Below are 17,357 nucleotides of genomic sequence, written 5' to 3'. Positions count from 1 at the left end.
TTTCAAGAAAGTTTCAGCTAGTTTATTGTTCCCATCTACTTATATAAGATAAACTGGTTTAGTGGGATTACCCTCACATACCAGAAAGGAGATTTTCAATTTGAACGTTTTTAAACAACTGTATTATAGCTTATTTTCTCCAAAAATGATGGCGCGATTCCGTTTTCAAAAACTAGGGAAGCCGATATTGTATGTGTTTCTCCTAATGCTACTTTCTTCTGTACCTATAGGGATTATTACCGCGGTTTCGTTTACCAATGCTTACGAAGACCTTAAAACACATATGGGAGATTTACCTGAATTTACTTTAGAAGATGGCACACTAAAAAGTGACCAATCTGAACCACTTATAAAAAAAGAAGATGGAAACACGTTTATTTTTGATGCTACAGATGAAATAAAGCCCGACGATGTTGATTCCTATGAATCGGCTATTGCGTTCCTAAAAGATCGAATTATCGTAATGGATAGTGGGACAAGACAAGAGTTTAATTATAGTAATTTCAGTTCAATGACTTTTACAAAACAAGATGTAAGTGAACTCACGCAAAATTTAGATAACTTGCTCCCGATCTTTATCCCACTCTTAATCTTTGTCGTCTATTTATTCCAGACTGGCCTCAAATTTATCGGAATTACCGTTCTAGCGACAATCGGTTTATTATTAAAGTCACTCGCGGGTAGAAAAGCATCTTATAAACAACTCTGGGTCCTATCGGTTTATTCCGCTACGATTCCAACCCTTTTCTTTACTATTATGGCTTTAGTAAAAACAACCGTCCCATTTGGATTTCTTCTCTATTGGTTTGTAGCCATCATGCTACTCTACTTAACCATTAAGGAAATTCCTCTTCCGAAAAAACGTGTAACGAACGAAAGACCTAATTCACCTGAGTAAAAATTTTGATTATTTTATCAAATCACTTGATTTTCGCTTTAAAGTAATGTAGATTATGTAAAAAGCGACACATTAAAATTCCATATACTTTCAATTCTTATCAAGAGAAGCAGAGGGACTGGCCCGAAGAAGCTTCAGCAACCACCGGATATTTTCTGGAAAGGTGCTAACTCCAGCAAGTTGAATTCAACTTGGAAGATAAGAAGAAGAGCAACCAAAGTCTTCTTCTTATAGAGGGCTTTTTTTTATTGCCCTTACTTAATGAAAAGGAGATTGATTATGACAAATAACCATTACAATACGCTACTTGTTCAACTAGGTAATAAATCAGATCCACAAACAGGCGCTGTAAATCCTCCTGTTTATTTTTCCACCTCCTATAGGCATGAAGGAATTGGGCAATCAACAGGGTTTGATTATTCAAGAACAAAAAACCCTACTCGCTCGATTCTAGAGTCTGCAGTAAATGAACTCGAACATGGTGACCAGGGCTTCGCATTTAGTTCCGGCATGGCCGCCATCCAATCAATTATATCTTTATTTAAAACCGGAGATCATATACTCGTTTCAGATGACCTATATGGTGGCACATATCGATTATTTGCTCACGCAGAAAAGCATTTCAACATATCATTCACCTATTTTGACAGCCAAAATATTGATAGCATCGCACCATTAATAACTCTGTCTACTAGGGCAATCTTTATCGAAAACCCTTCAAATCCCCTAATGAAGTTAACCGATGTTGAAGAGATTGTGACGATTGCCAAGACATACAATTTATTGTCAATCGTAGACAATACGTTATTCACTCCTCTTCTACAAAACCCTCTTTTACTAGGGGCTGATATTGTTATTCATAGCGCAACGAAATACCTTGGGGGTCACAATGATGTGCTTGCAGGACTTGTCATTGCCAAAGGTGAAAAGCTCTGTGCTGAGATTGAACAATATCAAAACGGTGCTGGAGCGGTTCTTTCTCCGTTCGACTCCTGGCTTCTCATTCGAGGAATGAAGACATTACCTCTTCGACTAAAGCAACATGAGGAGAATGCTCGAGCCATCGCAACATACTTAAGAAATCACGACGCAATAACTGACGTCTTCTATCCTGAAAAAGGCGGTATGCTGTCGTTTCGATTACAGTCTGAAGCATGGGTTGATCCATTTCTAAGGAATTTGAAACTGATTACCTTTGCGGAAAGTCTTGGAGGCGTTGAGAGCTTTATTACTTATCCAGCCACACAAACACACGCCGATATCCCAGAAAAGATCAGACTCGAGAAAGGTGTTTGTAATCGACTTCTCAGATTTTCAGTAGGAATTGAACAAATCAACGATTTAGTGAAAGATCTAGATCAAACGCTAGCAATTTTCAAAGAGGATGGTGTGCGACATGACGACTAATTCATATACATTTCAAACAAAACTTCTTCACAACGAACATAAATTTGATAAAAGCACAGGAGCCGTCAGTGTTCCAATTCAACAAGCATCTACCTTTCATCAATTGGATTTTGATCAGCCCGGAAAATATGATTACAGTCGCTCTGGTAACCCTACCCGTGAAGCTCTAGAAGAAACGATTGCAGACCTTGAAGGTGGCGTTAGAGGGTTTGCATTTGCTTCTGGTATGGCCGCTATCGCTACTTCTTTTATGCTCCTTTCACAAAATGACCATGTTTTGATTTCAGAAGATGTTTATGGCGGGACGTATCGGATGATCCACGATGTTCTCTGCAGATTTGGAATTAGTCATACTTTTGTCGATATGACTGATTTAAATAAAGTTGCGAACGGGATTCAATCCAATACAAAAGTGATCTACATCGAGACACCTTCTAATCCGTTACTTAAAGTGACTGATATTCAAGCCGTCGTTAAATTAGCGAAAGCGAATCATTGTTTAACGTTCGTTGATAACACCTTCATGACACCTGCCCTCCAAAGACCACTGGACTTCGGCGCGGATATCGTTCTTCATAGTGCCACAAAATTTATTGCAGGACATAGCGATGTTGTTGCAGGTCTTGCCGCAGTTAAAAATGAAAAGCTGGGCGAAAACCTTGCTTTTTTGCAAAACTCTTTCGGATCCATTTTAAGTGCTCATGATTCCTGGTTAGTTCTTCGCGGATTAAAAACATTACATTGTCGGCTCGATCAATCTTCAAGATCGGCTTTCCGGCTTGCTCATGCACTCCTTAAAGAGCCGCTTGTAGAAGAAGTTTATTATCCTGGGTTCTCTTTCCATCAGGGACATTCGACTCACCTTTACCAAGCAGCGGGTCCTGGGGCTGTTCTTTCTTTTCGACTACCTGATGAAAACGCGGTTCGATTGTTTACAAAGAACGTGCAACTTCCAGTTTACGCTGTTAGTCTTGGTGCGGTTGAATCGATTCTCTCTTATCCAGCGAGAATGTCTCATGCATCTATGTCAGCTGCCGAACGAAACAAACGCGGGATTACAGATGGCTTGTTACGCTTATCTGTGGGGCTTGAAAATGCTGATGATTTGCTTCAAGACTTTAAACAAGGTTTTGCTGCCATTACTAAACTTTACGCTCCTACAGCCGGAGGTGCTAAAGGATGAGCTTACTTGAAGATCTCGAGCACAAAATTTTGATTGGTGACGGTGCGATGGGGACCCTTCTTTATTCATACGGCATCGACCAATGTTTTGAAGCGCTGAATCTTTCACATCCGGATCAAGTATTAAATGTTCACCAAGCTTATATTCATGCCGGCTCAGATGTGATTCAAACCAATACGTACGGCGCGAACTATAGCAAGCTATCACGATATGGACTTGAAGATCTAGTAAAAGAGATCAATAAGGAAGGCGTTAAACTCGCTCGAAAGGCTGCGACAGACTCTACTTACGTTCTTGGGACAATAGGAGGAATACGAGGAATAAATACACGATCGACTCCCCTTGATGAAATTAAGCGTAGCTTTAGAGAACAGCTATATTGCCTTCTATTAGAAGGAGTCGATGGTCTTTTATTGGAAACGTATTACGATCTAGAAGAGATCATAACCGTACTTAAAATAGCTCGAAAGGAAACGGATTTGCCTTTAATTGCACAAGTTTCCATGCATGAGCCAGGCATTTTGCAAGATGGCACTTCTCTTGCTGCTGCCTTAGAACAGATTGAGAATGCCGGAGCGGATGTAATAGGCGTTAACTGCAGACTCGGCCCTTATCATATGATTCAATCATTAGAACAAGTGCCTCTCTCAGGTCGTTTTCTTTCTGCCTATCCTAACGCTAGTTTACCTGATTATGAAGAGGGACGTCTTGTTTATCCTACCGCGCCAGACTATTTCAAACAAAGCGCAGAAGCCCTACGTCAACAAGGCGTTAGACTTATTGGTGGTTGCTGCGGCACAACCCCTGAGCATATAGCTGCTGCAGCTAATGCACTAAAGGGTTTAAAACCTATTACAACGAAAGAAGTAACCGTTAACGAAAAAGAGGCTGGGATCATCGATTTTGAGGAAGAAAGGCTCCCTCACTTACATGAAATAGCAAGAAAACAGCGATCTGTTATCGTTGAGCTCGACCCTCCAAAGAAATTATCGATTGATAAATATCTTGAGGGAACAAAAGCGCTACAAGAAGTTGGCGTTGATGCGATTACGCTGGCTGATAACTCTCTTGCCTCACCGCGAATTTGCAATACCGCCATGGCTTCTACGATTAAAGCTCAGCATAATGTTCGACCACTTGTTCATGTTGCCTGTCGTGATCGGAATTTAATTGGCTTACAATCCCATTTAATGGGGCTTCATACACTTGGAATTAATCAAGTTCTTGCCGTAACAGGCGACCCTACTAAAATCGGCGATTTCCCTGGCGCTACTTCGGTTTACGACGTCTCATCATTTGACCTAATTCGTTTAATGAAACAATTTAATCAAGGACGTTCTTATTCTGGTAAATCACTTGGAATTAAAACTTCATTTTCAATAGCAGCCGCCTTTAATCCGAATGTACGCCATCTAGATCGCGCTGTCGAACGACTTGAAAAAAAACAGAAGTGTGGAGCGGATTATTTTATCAGTCAGCCCATTTACAGTGAAGAACAGTTACTAGAAGTCTATGAAGCGACGAAACATTTAACTTGTCCCATTTACATTGGGATCATGCCACTTACAAGCTACCGAAATGCTGAATTTCTCCATAATGAAGTACCGGGAATTAAACTATCCGATTCCATACGCAATCATATGTTACACGCTAAAGATTCAACGCAATCAATTGAAGCAGGGCTTGCAATTGCGAAGTCGCTAATTGATGCTGCTTTTGATTTGTTTAATGGAATTTATTTAATCACGCCCTTCTTGCGTTATGAATTAACCGTAGAATTAACGCGATACATTAACGAGAAAACTCGCCTTGAAGAAGAAAGGAAGAACCGAAATGGCCTACACCTCATTTGAAGATCTACTTACGAAAAGAATCCTTGTTCTTGATGGAGCTATGGGAACAATGATTCAACAAGCTAATCTGACAGCTACTGATTTTGGTGGTGAAGAATATGAAGGCTGTAATGAATACTTATCCTTAACTAGGCCAGAGCTTATCTCCTCTATCCATGAAGAGTACTTAGCTAGCGGAGCAGATATTATTGAGACGAACACCTTTGGAGCAACAGATCTTGTCTTAGATGAATATGATCTCGGTCATCTTGCAGAAAAGCTAAACTACACCTCTGCAAGGCTTGCAAAGGAGGCTGCTGCTAAATTAACTACGCAGAATAAACCACGTTTTGTTGCAGGCGCCATGGGACCAACTACCAAAACATTATCCGTCACGGGCGGAACGACTTTTGAATCACTTTCTAACTCATATGCCATTCAGGCTAGAGGCTTACTTAACGGAGGCGTGGATCTTCTATTAATTGAAACCAGTCAGGACATGCTTAACGTAAAAGCTGCTTATATTGGTATTTCGAAAGTATTTCAGGAATTGGGGAGGACCATTCCTTTAATGATCTCGGGGACTATTGAACCGATGGGCACAACACTCGCTGGTCAAAGTATTGAGGCATTTTATTTATCGCTTGAACATATGAATCCAGCAGTCGTTGGACTAAATTGTGCAACAGGACCAGAGTTTATGAGAGATCACCTCCGCTCCCTTTCTGATCTTGCCACAACTTCAGTAAGCTGCTATCCCAATGCGGGTCTTCCTGACGAAGAAGGAAATTATCACGAAACGCCTGAAAGCTTAGCAGCTAAAATTCAAGGATTTGTAGAAAAAGGTTGGCTTAACGTTGTCGGTGGCTGTTGCGGAACAACTCCTGCTCATATAAAAGCCATTTCAGAAGCTATAAAAGGACTACACCCGAGAAAAGCTCCTGTGAGTCATCCTCACGCTGTTTCTGGAATTGAACCATTTATATACGATGATAGCACTAGACCTGTACTCGTTGGAGAACGAACAAATGTCATTGGATCGCGTAAGTTCAAACGTCTTATAGCAGAGGAGAAATTTGAAGAAGCGTCTGAAATTGCGCGTTCACAAGTAAAAAAAGGTGCACAGGTGATCGATATTTGCCTGGCAAATCCAGATAGTGACGAACTTAGAGATATTGAGAATTTCATGAAATATGTTGTAAATAAGGTTAAAACCCCTCTTATCATCGATTCTACTGATGATGCAGTTATCGAAAAAGCTCTCTCTTATTCACAAGGGAAAGCGATCATTAATTCCATTAATCTTGAAGATGGTGAAGAACGCTTTGAAGCTGTCGTTCCTCTTATTCATAAGTACGGCGCTGCCATTGTCGTTGGCACAATTGACGAAACCGGCATGGCGATTACAGCAGAACGCAAGCTCGAAATCGCGAAACGCTCTCATGACTTACTTGTTACAAAATACGGCCTTAACGCATCTGATATTATTTTTGACCCTCTCGTTTTCCCAATCGGCACAGGTGATGAACAATACATTGGCTCAGCTTCCGAAACCATCGAGGGGATTAGACTCATTAAATCGCAATTGCCAGAATGTCAGACAATCCTCGGGATAAGTAACGTCTCTTTTGGTCTTCCTCCAGTAGGGAGAGAAGTACTAAACGCTGCCTACTTGTACCACTGTACAAAAGCCGGATTAGATTATGCGATCGTGAACACTGAAAAACTGGAAAGATACGCTTCTATTTCTGATAAAGAAGTCCAGCTTGCCAACGACCTCCTTTTTCAAACAAATGATCAGACATTAGCAGATTTCACTGCATTCTATCGAGGTAAAAAGAAAGAAAGTAAAGTGCAAACTTCCACACTCACACTGCAAGAACGTCTAGCTTTATATGTCGTCGAAGGCACCAAAGAAGGACTTCTACCAGATTTAGAAAAAGCCTTAATTGAATATCATTCGCCGCTTCAAATCATTAATGGTCCTCTAATGAAAGGAATGGCAGAGGTTGGAAAGTTATTTAATGATAATCAATTAATTGTTGCAGAGGTACTCCAAAGCGCAGAAGTCATGAAGGCCTCTGTCGCTTTCCTTGAACCTCATATGGAAAAAGAAGATTCTTCTAGTTCTAAAGGAAAAGTACTTTTAGCGACTGTAAAAGGTGATGTGCACGACATTGGCAAGAACCTTGTTGAAATTATTTTAAGTAATAATGGGTTTGAAGTTGTTGATCTTGGCATTAAGGTTACTCCAACAGACCTCATTAAACAGGTTCAAGACCACCAGCCAGACTTTGTCGGTCTTTCTGGACTACTTGTTAAATCTGCTCAGCAAATGGTATTGACTGCTCAAGATATGAAGCAAGCTAAAATCTCGATACCCATTATGGTAGGTGGTGCCGCCTTATCGCGAAAATTTACTGACAATAAAATTTCATCTGAATATGACGGACCTGTTTTCTATGCAAAAGACGCTATGGAAGGATTAGCCCTTTCAAATCAGTTAAGTAACGAAGAAGAAAAAAGAAAACTTGTAGAAGAACATGCGATTAAAAAAGCTTCTTCTGAGTTGCAAACAAAACCGATTTCAAACGGCGGAACAGCGGTTGCCATTAAACCAGTTTCTACTGTATCGACTGATGTACGAGTTTATCAACCTTACGATCTAGAGTCTCATATTTTAAGAAACTACTCTGTTGCACACATCGAACCATACATCAACATGCAAATGCTAATCGGTCATCATCTCGGCCTTAAAGGAAAAGTATCAAGACTACTTGCAGAAAAAAACGAGAAAGCCGTTCATTTAAAAGAAGTGGTGGATCAGCTTTTAACACGAGCCAAAAATGAAAGTTGGATACAACCTTCAGCAAAATATCAGTTCTTCCCAGCACAATCTGATGGAAATGATGTCATCATTTACTCTCCTAATGATCATCAAACGATCATTGAACGATTTTCATTTCCCCGTCAACAAAAAGAACCTTTCTTGTGTCTTGCCGATTACCTTCGTTCAGTATCTAGCGGCGAGATGGACTATGTTGGATTTTTTGCGGTTACAGCAGGAAGAGGTATTCGAGAACGTTCAGTAGAGTTAAAAAATCAAGGGAATTATCTCGAAAGTCATGCTTTACAAGCCCTTGCGCTTGAAACAGCTGAAGGTCTTGCCGAACACGTCCATCAGTTGATGCGTGATAAATGGGGATTCCCAGATCCAACGGATTTTACAATGCAAAATCGCTTTTCAGCTAAATACCAGGGACAGCGCTTTTCTTTTGGCTACCCCGCTTGCCCTGAGCTAGACGACCAGAAAAAACTTTTTAAACTTATCCAACCTGAAGATATTGGGGTAGAGCTCACAGATGGATGTATGATGGAACCAGAAGCTTCTGTTACTGCGATGGTTTTTGCGCACCCTGAAGGAAGATACTTTAACGTTTTATAAGAAGTAAAAAGAGGAGCCTGGGCTCCTCTTTTTACTTCTTATTACATCATCAATACCATCATGACAAACCTATTATGTAAAAGTCTAGACTAATCAATTTCAGGTGCTTCGTTTAATGCATGATTCATAGCTTTTTCCAACACTTTCCTCTTTTCGCTTTCGCTTATGTTTTCGCTCTTTATTGCCAACCGTTTTTCATATAAATACTCCAAACGTTGGCTATATGACTCATCATACTTAGAAGAGAGATCATCTCGGATTTTTCTTGCGAGCAGTGGACTTGCTCCACCTGTAAAAACAGAAATAATTAGTCTTCCTCGCTTTAACGTAGCAGGTAAAGACACGTTCCCTCGATCAGCCTGATGAGAAGCATTGACTAGTTGATTATCTCCCGCTTGATTAATGACAAATTCATTCACTTCAAACGAGTTTGTCGCTACAATAATCAAAAATGCGTCTTGTAAATCACTACCTCTAACTTCTCGTTCAACGAAAGTGATAGTGTCAAAATCCACAAGATTTTTAATCTCTTCATTAATTTCAGGACTAACCACTGTAAGAAAAGCACCGCACCCAAGTAAACCTTTAAGCTTTCTCAGTGCGATACGACCTCCCCCAACTATAACGATTCTTTTTTCTGTCAAGTTTAGAGAAACAGGATATTCGCTCATCCGCTTCCTCCCTCAAATGCTTCTACAACCCTTTCTTTCAATACATCTATCAATAATTTATGGTAGCCAAGATAGTGACAAAGATAAAAATCTGGACCACTTTTTTCTAGCCTACTTATTTTTTGTTCCATTTCTTTCATTAGTATCCCTGTGAATAAAAGGTATGGAATGACAAAAACCTGACTATTGTTGTCTGATTGAGCCTGTTTAATCCCCTCATCAAAGGTTGGGTTCGCTGCTGCAAGATAGCACACAGACACTTTTTGAAACGGTATCTTCTCAAGTATTCGATTTGCGATTTGATCTAAATCGCTTAGTGTATCAGGATCACTACTTCCCCTCCCCACAAGAAGCGCACTAGCATCCTTTCGAGGGGAGACATTCGTTTCCATTACTCTTTCTTCAATGACAGAGATCAACTTATCATGGATACCTAGTGGACGCCCTATGTGAAAAGTTACCCACGGGAATTGTTTAGAGACACGCTCTACTTCATTCGGAATATCTTTCTTCACATGAGTAGCAGCAAGTAACAAAACCGGTATGACTACAATTTCGAGCGCACCCTTTTCGACGCATGCGGAGATTCCCCCGAAAATATCAGGCTCTGAAAGCTCAAGAAAACAGGTCTCTTGAATTGGGTACGAAAGTTCTTCTTTACATCTATTAACGAATTCTAAAGCTTGATTCCTTCCCTCTTTTACGCGGCTACCGTGACAAATATAGAGAACAGCTTTCACTATCATTCACCTCCTATAATGCACTTACGATAGTCTTCGTGGTTTGTTTATCCAGCGACATTTTTTCAAACCAGTTTAACTTCGCCCTTAAGTTCACAACTTCCCCTACTATAATCATACTTGGATTTTGAATTTCTGCATTTCTCACATCGTCTGTAATTGTTTCAAGAGTGCCTGTAACTGTTTGTTGAGTATGAGTTGTACCCCAATGGACGAGGGCAACCGGGGTCTCCTTCTTCTTACCATACTTACGAAGCATTGAGCATATATACGGTAAATTTTTCACTCCCATATAAATGGCAAGGGTATCGATTCCCTTTGCGAGGCTCTCCCAGCGTAATTCTTCCTCTTCACCATCTTTACGATGTCCTGTTACAAACGCAAATGTTGAACTTAAATCGCGATGTGTCACCGGTATGCCAGCATAGGCAGGTGCAGCAATCCCGGAAGTAATACCAGGTACAATTTCAAACGGAATCCCATGGTTCGAAAGAGCTTCAGCTTCTTCACCTCCTCGCCCGTATACAAAAGGATCTCCTCCTTTTAATCTTGTCACGACCTTTCCTTTTAGCGCATGCTTCACGAGAAAACGATTAATGGTTTCCTGTTTTAGGGTATGATAGTCTGGTAGCTTTCCACAATAGATAAGCTCAACGCCTTCCTTGGCGTACTCTAATAATTCTTTGTTAATTAGTCGATCATAAAGGATGACATCTGCTTGCTCAATGCATTTCACACCTTTTACTGTAATTAAATCAATGTCACCTGGCCCTGCTCCAACTAGGAAAACTTTCCCCATTTCACTTCCTCCTCGATACGATTTATGTCAATAGACCCTATTTTTTGATACTCATGTTGTGATTAACTGATGATCTACTAGATAAGAAAGAACGATTTCTGCGCACCTCTCTCTTGTTTCATTGTACGTATCAATAATCAATTCAGGATTAACAGGCTCTTCATAAGGAGAGGACACCCCTGTAAAGTGAGGGATTTCTCCACTACGAGCTTTTTTATATAACCCTTTAGGATCTCGAAGCTCACACTCATTTAAAGGACACTTTACATACACTTCAATAAACTCATCCTTCAAAAGGAGTTCTCGCACAACTTGTCGATCACTTTGGTAAGGAGAAATAAACGCAGTAATTGCAAATTGACCGCTATCAACAAGGAGCTTTGATACCTCTCCAATACGCCTTATGTTCTCCTTACGATCTTCTTCTTTGAAACCAAGGTCTTTGTTTAATCCCTGTCTGATATTATCTCCGTCAAGTACATAGCTTTGAACATTTAATTCATGGAGCTTTCGTGATACGTCATTCGCTAAAGTAGATTTTCCCGACCCTGACAATCCCGTAAAGAAGAGAACAGCACTTTTGTGCTGGTTTCTCTTCTGTCTCATTTCCTTCGTTACTACTGTATCGTGCCATGTTAAATTATTGTTTACTGTCATGACAAATCTCCTCCTTATGCTTTAACTGCATTTTTGCTCATTCCTTTAATAAGTATCTCAACTACCTCAGGACGACTGAACGTTGCAGGCGGTTGCTCACCATTTCGTAAAAGCGCCCTTACTTTCGTACCTGATAAAATGACGTGATGCTCCTTACCATGAGGACACGTCTTCGCTGAAGCCATGCTATCGCACTTCTTGCAATAGAAACTATGTTCAAAGAAGAGCGGAATGATCCCTAATTCTTCGCTTGTAAATCGACTGAAGATTTTCTGTGCGTCATACGTACCATAATAATCACCTACACCAGCATGGTCTCTTCCAACAATAAAATGTGTGCACCCGAAATTTTTACGTACAATTGCATGGAAAATTGCCTCTCTAGGTCCTGCATAGCGCATTGCAGCAGGAAAAACTCCGAGATGAACACGATCAGCAGGATAATAATTCTCAAGTAATACCTCGTAGCTCTCCATGCGAATTTCTGCTGGAATGTCATCTGATTTCGTTTCACCTACAAGTGGATTTAAGAAAAGCCCATCCACTGTTTCAAGAGCTGTTTTTTGAATATACTCATGGGCTCGATGAACTGGGTTTCTCGTCTGAAATCCAACCACTGTCTGCCAACCTTGATCTTCAAAATAAGCTCTCGTTTCAGCTGGATCAAAATGATAACGATTGAACTGACCTTTTTCGCTTCTTTTAATAAGCGAAATAGGTCCACCAATGTATACATTAGGTCGATCATAGACTTTTTTGACACCCGGATGATCTTTATCCTCTGTTAAATAAACATGTTTTGCTTCTATAACCTTATCTGGTTGATAGATCGATTCAACGGTCACAGTACCATATACGGTTCCTTCGCTTATAAGCTTCACTTCATCGCCAAGAGAGATTTTTTTAGCGACGTCATCCGTTACTGGTAACGTAATAGGAATACTCCATGGCAAACCGTTTTTTAATTTAAGATTATGAACAACTGATGTGTAATCACTTTCATTAAGAAAACCGGTTAATGGACTATATGCTCCAGTTCCAATCAATTCCAGATCGCTTAAAGCGGTTTTATCTAATTCTATTTCTTTTTGAATTCCTTCTATCTTTTTATCTGGGTTAAAACGATCGATTAATTTTCCACCATGTGCATGAATTGTTGTCATGATAATTCCTCCAAAATAAAATGTATTATAAACTTTCTTTTTCTTGTAAGGTTCTTTTTTGTGTACGAATTGATCGAATCAAACTTCCTGATCCTACCGTTGCAAGAATAACGCTTCCGATTGCTATTAACGTGTAAAGGTCACTTTCTAGAAAAAGCTTAATCATACTGTAAGAAATAACTAGTGAAAAAACTGGTGAAACGGCCCATACCTTTAACATCTTCGTGATGACATCTTTTTGCCAGAGTTGAAAACCATCTTTTGCAGTACCAATTCCAATGATTGAAGAAGTTGTAATTTGTGTAAGTGGGACTGGAATCCCAAACATTGAAGCACCGATTACTAGCCCAGCGCTCGTTCCCGATATCGCACACCCTTCACCTAGCGAAAAACGTGTAATGCGGTATCCATTCGTTTCAAGTACGCGGCTTCCAAAGACAAGCGCACCTAAAGCAACAAATGCTCCCCCTAACCAGGCACCGTGAGAAAGGGAAAGAACTCCCGCTCCGACTAAAGGGCCTACTGCATTGGCCACATTATTCATTCCTGCAGAGAATGCTTCAAGAAACCCAGCTGCAATTAAAACGATAGTAAGCGTTTTTTGCCATTTTGTTGTAAGGTGAAAACGCTTTTTGAGAGCCTTCAACCCTTTCCCTACTATTAAGGCTGTCACAAAAGCAATTACTGGAATAATAATCCACAAAAGCATAATGACCATAACATTTGAAAAAAACAATGCACGGTATGCAATGCCTACCCCTACAACTGATCCAACAGTAACTTCACTCGTTGATAAAGGGATCCCCATAATATTTGCTAGAAAAAGTGCCGTTGTCGCTGAAATGAATATAATTAGAATCACTTTTAAACTAAGCACTGAGGTGGGAATAATTCCACTGCCCATCGTCTTAATGACGTTCCCTCCACCAAAAATGGCCCCGGCTACTATTCCGAAAGCACATAAAGCTAGTGCTGTGCGTCTTTTTTTTATGGCACCAGCTCCATAGGCCACCCCCATTGATGCAGCTGCGCCACTTGCTCCAATATTCATGGCAAAGAACAGCGCAACTGTAATCACTACAATCGTCATCGGCTTGATGCGGAATCAAGATGCAACCCGCACTCTGTTTTCTCCTGACTTGCCCATCTCCCCGCTCTAGAATCGCTTCCACTCAAAACTCTTTCTGTGCATACGGCACAGCCGATACTGGGATAGCCTTGATCATGAAGGGGATTATATGGTAGATCCTTCTCGTAGACGTAGCGCCAAATTTCTTTCCACGTCCAATGAATGAGTGGACAAACTTTTATGGACTGAAATTTTTTATCTCGATTTAAATAATTCGTTTTTTGTCTTAGAGGCGACTGTTCTCTTCTTAAGCCCGATATCCAGGCACTTACGCCATCTAATTCTTCATGTAAAGGAACAATTTTTCGTAAATTACAGCATTGCCCTGGATCCTTCTCCCAAAGTGCCTCCCCTTTACTTAATGCTTGCTCTTCTACAGACTCTTCTGGTTGCTTCATCTTTATCTTAAGCTTTGGATATCTTGCTTTTACTTTCTCAATCAATTGATACGTTTCTTTAAAGTGAAGTCCGGTGTCTAAAAAAACAATTTCAGCTTCCTCATTTACATGAGAAATCAAATCAATGAGAACAATACCTTCCACACCGAAACTACATGCATATACGATGTCTTCTTTATAAGTTTGATAGGCCCAATTAAGAACTTCCAATGCTCCTTTTGTATCTGAATCCTGATTGAATTCCGGCTCCTCGCCTGACCAGTTCTCATATAACCATTCCATTACAAAACCTCCTATGGCAATCAAATTATCCTAAAAAAAGAGGCAGTCCTAACCACCGTGGTTAGAACCGCCTCTAGTGTCTCTAGTCAGCGCTAAAATTAAAGTCGTTCTTTTTCTTTTCTTTCAAGTTGAATCACCTTTCCATCTTGAATGACAAGTGTAATCGATCCATACTTCAACGTGCTTAGCATTCGTTCAATACGCGCTGCAACGTCTGAAAAGTTCTGCTCCTTGCTTCCCATCTTGCAACCTCCCTTGCTCATCATAATCTATAGGAGAGGCTAAACAACTAAAAAAGCCTTCCCAAATTGGAAAGACAGATTAGGTTACCTTAATTCACCTTATCTTCCAAAATGGACTCCATTTTGCTGGAAGTAGCACCTTGCCTCGAAGGCAGGTTGCTGGACGTCATCGGGCCAGTCCCTCGGTCTCTCTTGATAAGTTATTTTCTAAATCTTAACTATTATCTAACAATCTGTCAACCCTAGTTTAGAGATCGGGATAAACGGATTAGTAAAGAATATGAAAAAAACCCCGAATCTATGACTCGAGGCTCAGTTTTATATCGGATGACGTTTACTTTCTACCTTCTTTTCTTCCACTACAATGCGCGTTCCATCAACCGAGGTTACTACAACTACCGTATCCTTATCGATCCAGCTTCCTGCTGAAATCGCGCTATACTTTTTATCGTTCATTTCAATTGTACCACTCGGGCGAAACGGAGTAAGGGCGATAGCTGTTTCTCCAACTAATTTTTTATACTCCACATTCATTGAGTTGTACCCCATTTCACTACTAAGACGATCTTTTAGCGTCATCTTCGTCCACATGGACCTGGCAGGAAATACTCTTAAAAACAGAAAGGACGCCGCAGTTCCAATTAAAAATCCACTTGAAACAAGCAGTCCATATAGAAAAGTTGGGGAAGGTATAGCAACTGCCGTTACCATCATTGCTAATCCAATCAGGCCAAACGTTCCGTCATTCAATAATTTTCCGTCTAGAATAACTAATCCTAGACCAACTGCAAACACAAGACCCATCCAAACCATAGATGATAATGATGTTAAATGGTAACTGAAATAGAATGTAAGGATTAGGATTCCAATCAATCCAAAAATCCCTTTTACTCGAACAAGCAACTCTCCGAATAAGAAAAGCACGCTAAGTAAGACAACAAGAAAACCAACTGCAGGCAAAGATAGGATTTCCATCCTCGCTCCCTCCTTTTCTTTCCACTCTTAATACGTATAACGAGAGAAGAAAGTTTCAGTCCATTGTCACTTTACGATTGAAATACCCCTTTTATTCCATCAATAAGCGCAATAAAGAAATCAATTATTTTCTTAATAAAAGATTGTGTTTCATCTTTGTTTAAAAATTCATCAAGATTTTCTCTCGCATTCTCGAGCTGACTCTTCATTTGATCCCAGTCGATATCGAGATTCTTCATTCGATTAAACAGTGCCACAAGTCCATCTAGTTCTTCTTGAGTTAGTTCAATTCCTGAATCGCTAGCCGTTTGTTTAATCATCGTTCTCATGTCTTCTTCTGTCTCAGGGGGATTTGTAGCAATTTCATCTTTAATTTTCGTCATTAACTCTGTTGCTTTATCAGCACCAATACTATCACTTAATTGAGCAGTCGTTACTAATTCCTCATTTGCAACCTGTTTCTGTTCCTCAGGAATGACTTCATCTGAACTTAACTCATACGCTTTAATCAAACCAGTTAAAGCTGCCGTACCGGATACTTCCGTTGGTGCTGTTACGTAGATATCAGCGTCTTTTACTCCCGCTGTTATTAAAGCATTGGCATACATCTCATCTGTAACCCAGTTGATATTTTTTGTTTCCACACTTAACCCAGCATCTTTCTCACCAATTGTAATCGAGGAGGAAGACAAGGCACGCGTTCCAATTAAGGCTTTACTAATATAGTTGCCAAGGTATTTATGCTCTTCTTCATTTGATACTGTCACGGTCATGACATCGTCTGGTGCTTTCATTTCTTCTAATAGCGTTTGCTTTTGCTCTTCTGATAAATCTTCACCAAGTGTCACAATGACATCACCAACGCTAGCATCAGCGAACGTTACAATTGGCACAATGAACATGATCAACAACATTGACAGAAAAAATGGCATTACTTTTTTAAACATGTTTTGATCTCCTTTTTTAACGTAAGGCTTGCTCGATGAGTAGATGTTAAGACTTCTCATCTCCTTGTATTCTACTCGACAGTTGCTCGAAAGAAAAGATAATTCATTAAGAAACCTGTCATATCATGGAAGGACAAGCATACCTTTATATAAAAGAAATAAACACGATAGGAAGGTGAGAGCGATGAAAAAGTTGCTAATGGGAATCCTTTTACTCCTAATTCTTCACACCACTTACTATGATTTAACAACTGGGACACTCCCCTCACCCAGAGTGGAGTCTGAAGCAGCAGAAGTACTCGCTCCACCCAAAGACGATGCTCCCTATGTGGTTTACAAAATTAGCGCTGGTGATACCGTTCTTTCTTTAGTGGAAAAGGCAAATGGATCGGTGCCTGTAGCAATTGAAACGATTGTTCACGATTTTGAAACATTAAACAAAATTCATCCTACAGGGATACAAATAGGAAAAGAATATAAGATACCAACTTATCCCAACACATCTGCTCAGTGATTATTTCTTGTCAATAGCTCTGTAAAGTTGCTACAATGGGATAGTATTACAGATGAGTCTTATTCCCTACTAGGG

General features: G+C 40.1%; 16 protein-coding genes and 2 riboswitches. Of the genes, 6 read left to right on the top strand and 10 right to left on the bottom strand.

Annotated elements, in window-relative coordinates; genetic code table 11:
- Positions 1–100: 100 nt before the first annotated feature.
- The 5 genes from PQ578_RS07045 (at position 101) to metH (ending at position 8,765) form a co-directional block, all read left to right on the top strand.
- The gene (locus PQ578_RS07045; protein ID WP_273832780.1) at positions 101–898 is read left to right on the top strand and encodes a DUF1189 domain-containing protein; all 798 of its coding nucleotides are present in this window, start codon (positions 101–103) and stop codon (positions 896–898) included.
- Between the two features lie 94 nt (positions 899–992).
- Positions 993–1,103: riboswitch (SAM riboswitch) on the top strand.
- 74 nt (positions 1,104–1,177) lie between these two features.
- Positions 1,178–2,305: a methionine biosynthesis PLP-dependent protein gene (locus PQ578_RS07040; protein WP_273832779.1), complete on the top strand. Its 1,128-nt coding sequence runs from the start codon at positions 1,178–1,180 to the stop codon at positions 2,303–2,305.
- Positions 2,295–3,488, top strand: a complete 1,194-nt coding sequence (gene metC, locus PQ578_RS07035) for a cystathionine beta-lyase (RefSeq protein WP_273832777.1) — start codon at positions 2,295–2,297, stop codon at positions 3,486–3,488. The genes PQ578_RS07040 and metC overlap by 11 nt, the downstream gene beginning before the upstream one ends.
- Entirely contained in the window at positions 3,485–5,341 is a 1,857-nt protein-coding gene (locus PQ578_RS07030) for a bifunctional homocysteine S-methyltransferase/methylenetetrahydrofolate reductase (protein WP_273832774.1), read from the top strand. The genes metC and PQ578_RS07030 overlap by 4 nt, the downstream gene beginning before the upstream one ends.
- Complete coding sequence (gene metH / locus PQ578_RS07025; RefSeq protein ID WP_273832772.1) at positions 5,322–8,765, top strand: methionine synthase; 3,444 nt, start codon at positions 5,322–5,324, stop codon at positions 8,763–8,765. The genes PQ578_RS07030 and metH overlap by 20 nt, the downstream gene beginning before the upstream one ends.
- 89 nt (positions 8,766–8,854) lie before the next feature.
- On the opposite strand, the gene PQ578_RS07020 is transcribed toward metH, so the two are convergent.
- The 10 genes from PQ578_RS07020 to PQ578_RS06975 form a co-directional block, all read right to left on the bottom strand.
- Positions 8,855–9,436, bottom strand: a complete 582-nt coding sequence (locus tag PQ578_RS07020; RefSeq protein WP_273832770.1) for an NAD(P)-dependent oxidoreductase — start codon at positions 9,434–9,436, stop codon at positions 8,855–8,857.
- Entirely contained in the window at positions 9,433–10,176 is a 744-nt protein-coding gene (locus tag PQ578_RS07015) for a sirohydrochlorin chelatase (RefSeq protein ID WP_273832768.1), read from the bottom strand. Before PQ578_RS07015 ends, PQ578_RS07020 begins: the two co-directional genes overlap by 4 nt.
- A gap of 13 nt (positions 10,177–10,189) precedes the next feature.
- Positions 10,190–10,975 (bottom strand): uroporphyrinogen-III C-methyltransferase, encoded by a 786-nt coding sequence (gene cobA / locus PQ578_RS07010; protein ID WP_273832766.1) that lies wholly within the window; start codon positions 10,973–10,975, stop codon positions 10,190–10,192.
- A 51-nt stretch (positions 10,976–11,026) separates the two neighbouring features.
- Positions 11,027–11,632: an adenylyl-sulfate kinase gene (gene cysC / locus PQ578_RS07005; protein WP_273832764.1), complete on the bottom strand. Its 606-nt coding sequence runs from the start codon at positions 11,630–11,632 to the stop codon at positions 11,027–11,029.
- Between the two features lie 14 nt (positions 11,633–11,646).
- Positions 11,647–12,795: a sulfate adenylyltransferase gene (gene sat / locus PQ578_RS07000; protein WP_273832762.1), complete on the bottom strand. Its 1,149-nt coding sequence runs from the start codon at positions 12,793–12,795 to the stop codon at positions 11,647–11,649.
- A 25-nt stretch (positions 12,796–12,820) separates the two neighbouring features.
- Entirely contained in the window at positions 12,821–13,885 is a 1,065-nt protein-coding gene (gene cysP, locus PQ578_RS06995) for a sulfate permease (RefSeq protein ID WP_273832761.1), read from the bottom strand.
- Entirely contained in the window at positions 13,882–14,604 is a 723-nt protein-coding gene (locus PQ578_RS06990; RefSeq protein WP_273832759.1) for a phosphoadenylyl-sulfate reductase, read from the bottom strand. The genes cysP and PQ578_RS06990 overlap by 4 nt, the downstream gene beginning before the upstream one ends.
- A gap of 98 nt (positions 14,605–14,702) precedes the next feature.
- Entirely contained in the window at positions 14,703–14,846 is a 144-nt protein-coding gene (locus tag PQ578_RS06985) for a YezD family protein (protein WP_098444257.1), read from the bottom strand.
- A gap of 96 nt (positions 14,847–14,942) precedes the next feature.
- Positions 14,943–15,048: riboswitch (SAM riboswitch) on the bottom strand.
- A gap of 116 nt (positions 15,049–15,164) precedes the next feature.
- A complete protein-coding gene (locus PQ578_RS06980; protein WP_160918758.1) occupies positions 15,165–15,821 on the bottom strand; it encodes an NfeD family protein in 657 nt (218 codons plus the stop codon).
- Positions 15,822–15,892: 71 nt separating this feature from the next.
- A complete protein-coding gene (locus PQ578_RS06975) occupies positions 15,893–16,768 on the bottom strand; it encodes a DUF1002 domain-containing protein (RefSeq protein WP_160918757.1) in 876 nt (291 codons plus the stop codon).
- A gap of 184 nt (positions 16,769–16,952) precedes the next feature.
- Here PQ578_RS06975 and PQ578_RS06970 point away from each other — a divergent pair, with 184 nt between their 5' ends.
- Positions 16,953–17,282 carry a hypothetical protein gene (locus PQ578_RS06970; protein WP_224883955.1) on the top strand — a complete coding sequence of 110 codons (330 nt, stop codon included), beginning with the start codon at positions 16,953–16,955 and terminating at the stop codon, positions 17,280–17,282.
- Positions 17,283–17,357 lie beyond the last annotated feature (75 nt).

This window comes from Guptibacillus sedimenti, assembly GCF_028610665.1.
In the GTDB taxonomy this organism is placed as follows: Bacteria; Bacillota; Bacilli; order Bacillales; family Guptibacillaceae; genus Guptibacillus; species Guptibacillus sedimenti.
The sequence above is the reverse complement of the archived record's forward strand: the minus strand, read 5'-3'. Positions and strand labels throughout refer to the sequence as shown.

What these genes read in the sequence shown, in the direction of transcription:
- metC (WP_273832777.1), top strand. Translation starts at nt 2,295, where the DNA reads ATGACGACTAATTCATATACATTTCAAACAAAACTTCTTCACAACGAA.
- cobA (WP_273832766.1), bottom strand. Translation starts at nt 10,975, where the DNA reads ATGGGGAAAGTTTTCCTAGTTGGAGCAGGGCCAGGTGACATTGATTTA.
- PQ578_RS07020 (WP_273832770.1), bottom strand. Translation starts at nt 9,436, where the DNA reads ATGAGCGAATATCCTGTTTCTCTAAACTTGACAGAAAAAAGAATCGTT.
- metH (WP_273832772.1), top strand. Translation starts at nt 5,322, where the DNA reads ATGGCCTACACCTCATTTGAAGATCTACTTACGAAAAGAATCCTTGTT.
- PQ578_RS06975 (WP_160918757.1), bottom strand. Translation starts at nt 16,768, where the DNA reads ATGTTTAAAAAAGTAATGCCATTTTTTCTGTCAATGTTGTTGATCATG.
- cysP (WP_273832761.1), bottom strand. Translation starts at nt 13,885, where the DNA reads ATGACGATTGTAGTGATTACAGTTGCGCTGTTCTTTGCCATGAATATT.
- PQ578_RS07040 (WP_273832779.1), top strand. Translation starts at nt 1,178, where the DNA reads ATGACAAATAACCATTACAATACGCTACTTGTTCAACTAGGTAATAAA.
- PQ578_RS07030 (WP_273832774.1), top strand. Translation starts at nt 3,485, where the DNA reads ATGAGCTTACTTGAAGATCTCGAGCACAAAATTTTGATTGGTGACGGT.
- PQ578_RS06980 (WP_160918758.1), bottom strand. Translation starts at nt 15,821, where the DNA reads ATGGAAATCCTATCTTTGCCTGCAGTTGGTTTTCTTGTTGTCTTACTT.
- PQ578_RS06985 (WP_098444257.1), bottom strand. Translation starts at nt 14,846, where the DNA reads ATGGGAAGCAAGGAGCAGAACTTTTCAGACGTTGCAGCGCGTATTGAA.
- PQ578_RS06970 (WP_224883955.1), top strand. Translation starts at nt 16,953, where the DNA reads ATGAAAAAGTTGCTAATGGGAATCCTTTTACTCCTAATTCTTCACACC.
- PQ578_RS06990 (WP_273832759.1), bottom strand. Translation starts at nt 14,604, where the DNA reads ATGGAATGGTTATATGAGAACTGGTCAGGCGAGGAGCCGGAATTCAAT.
- sat (WP_273832762.1), bottom strand. Translation starts at nt 12,795, where the DNA reads ATGACAACAATTCATGCACATGGTGGAAAATTAATCGATCGTTTTAAC.
- cysC (WP_273832764.1), bottom strand. Translation starts at nt 11,632, where the DNA reads ATGACAGTAAACAATAATTTAACATGGCACGATACAGTAGTAACGAAG.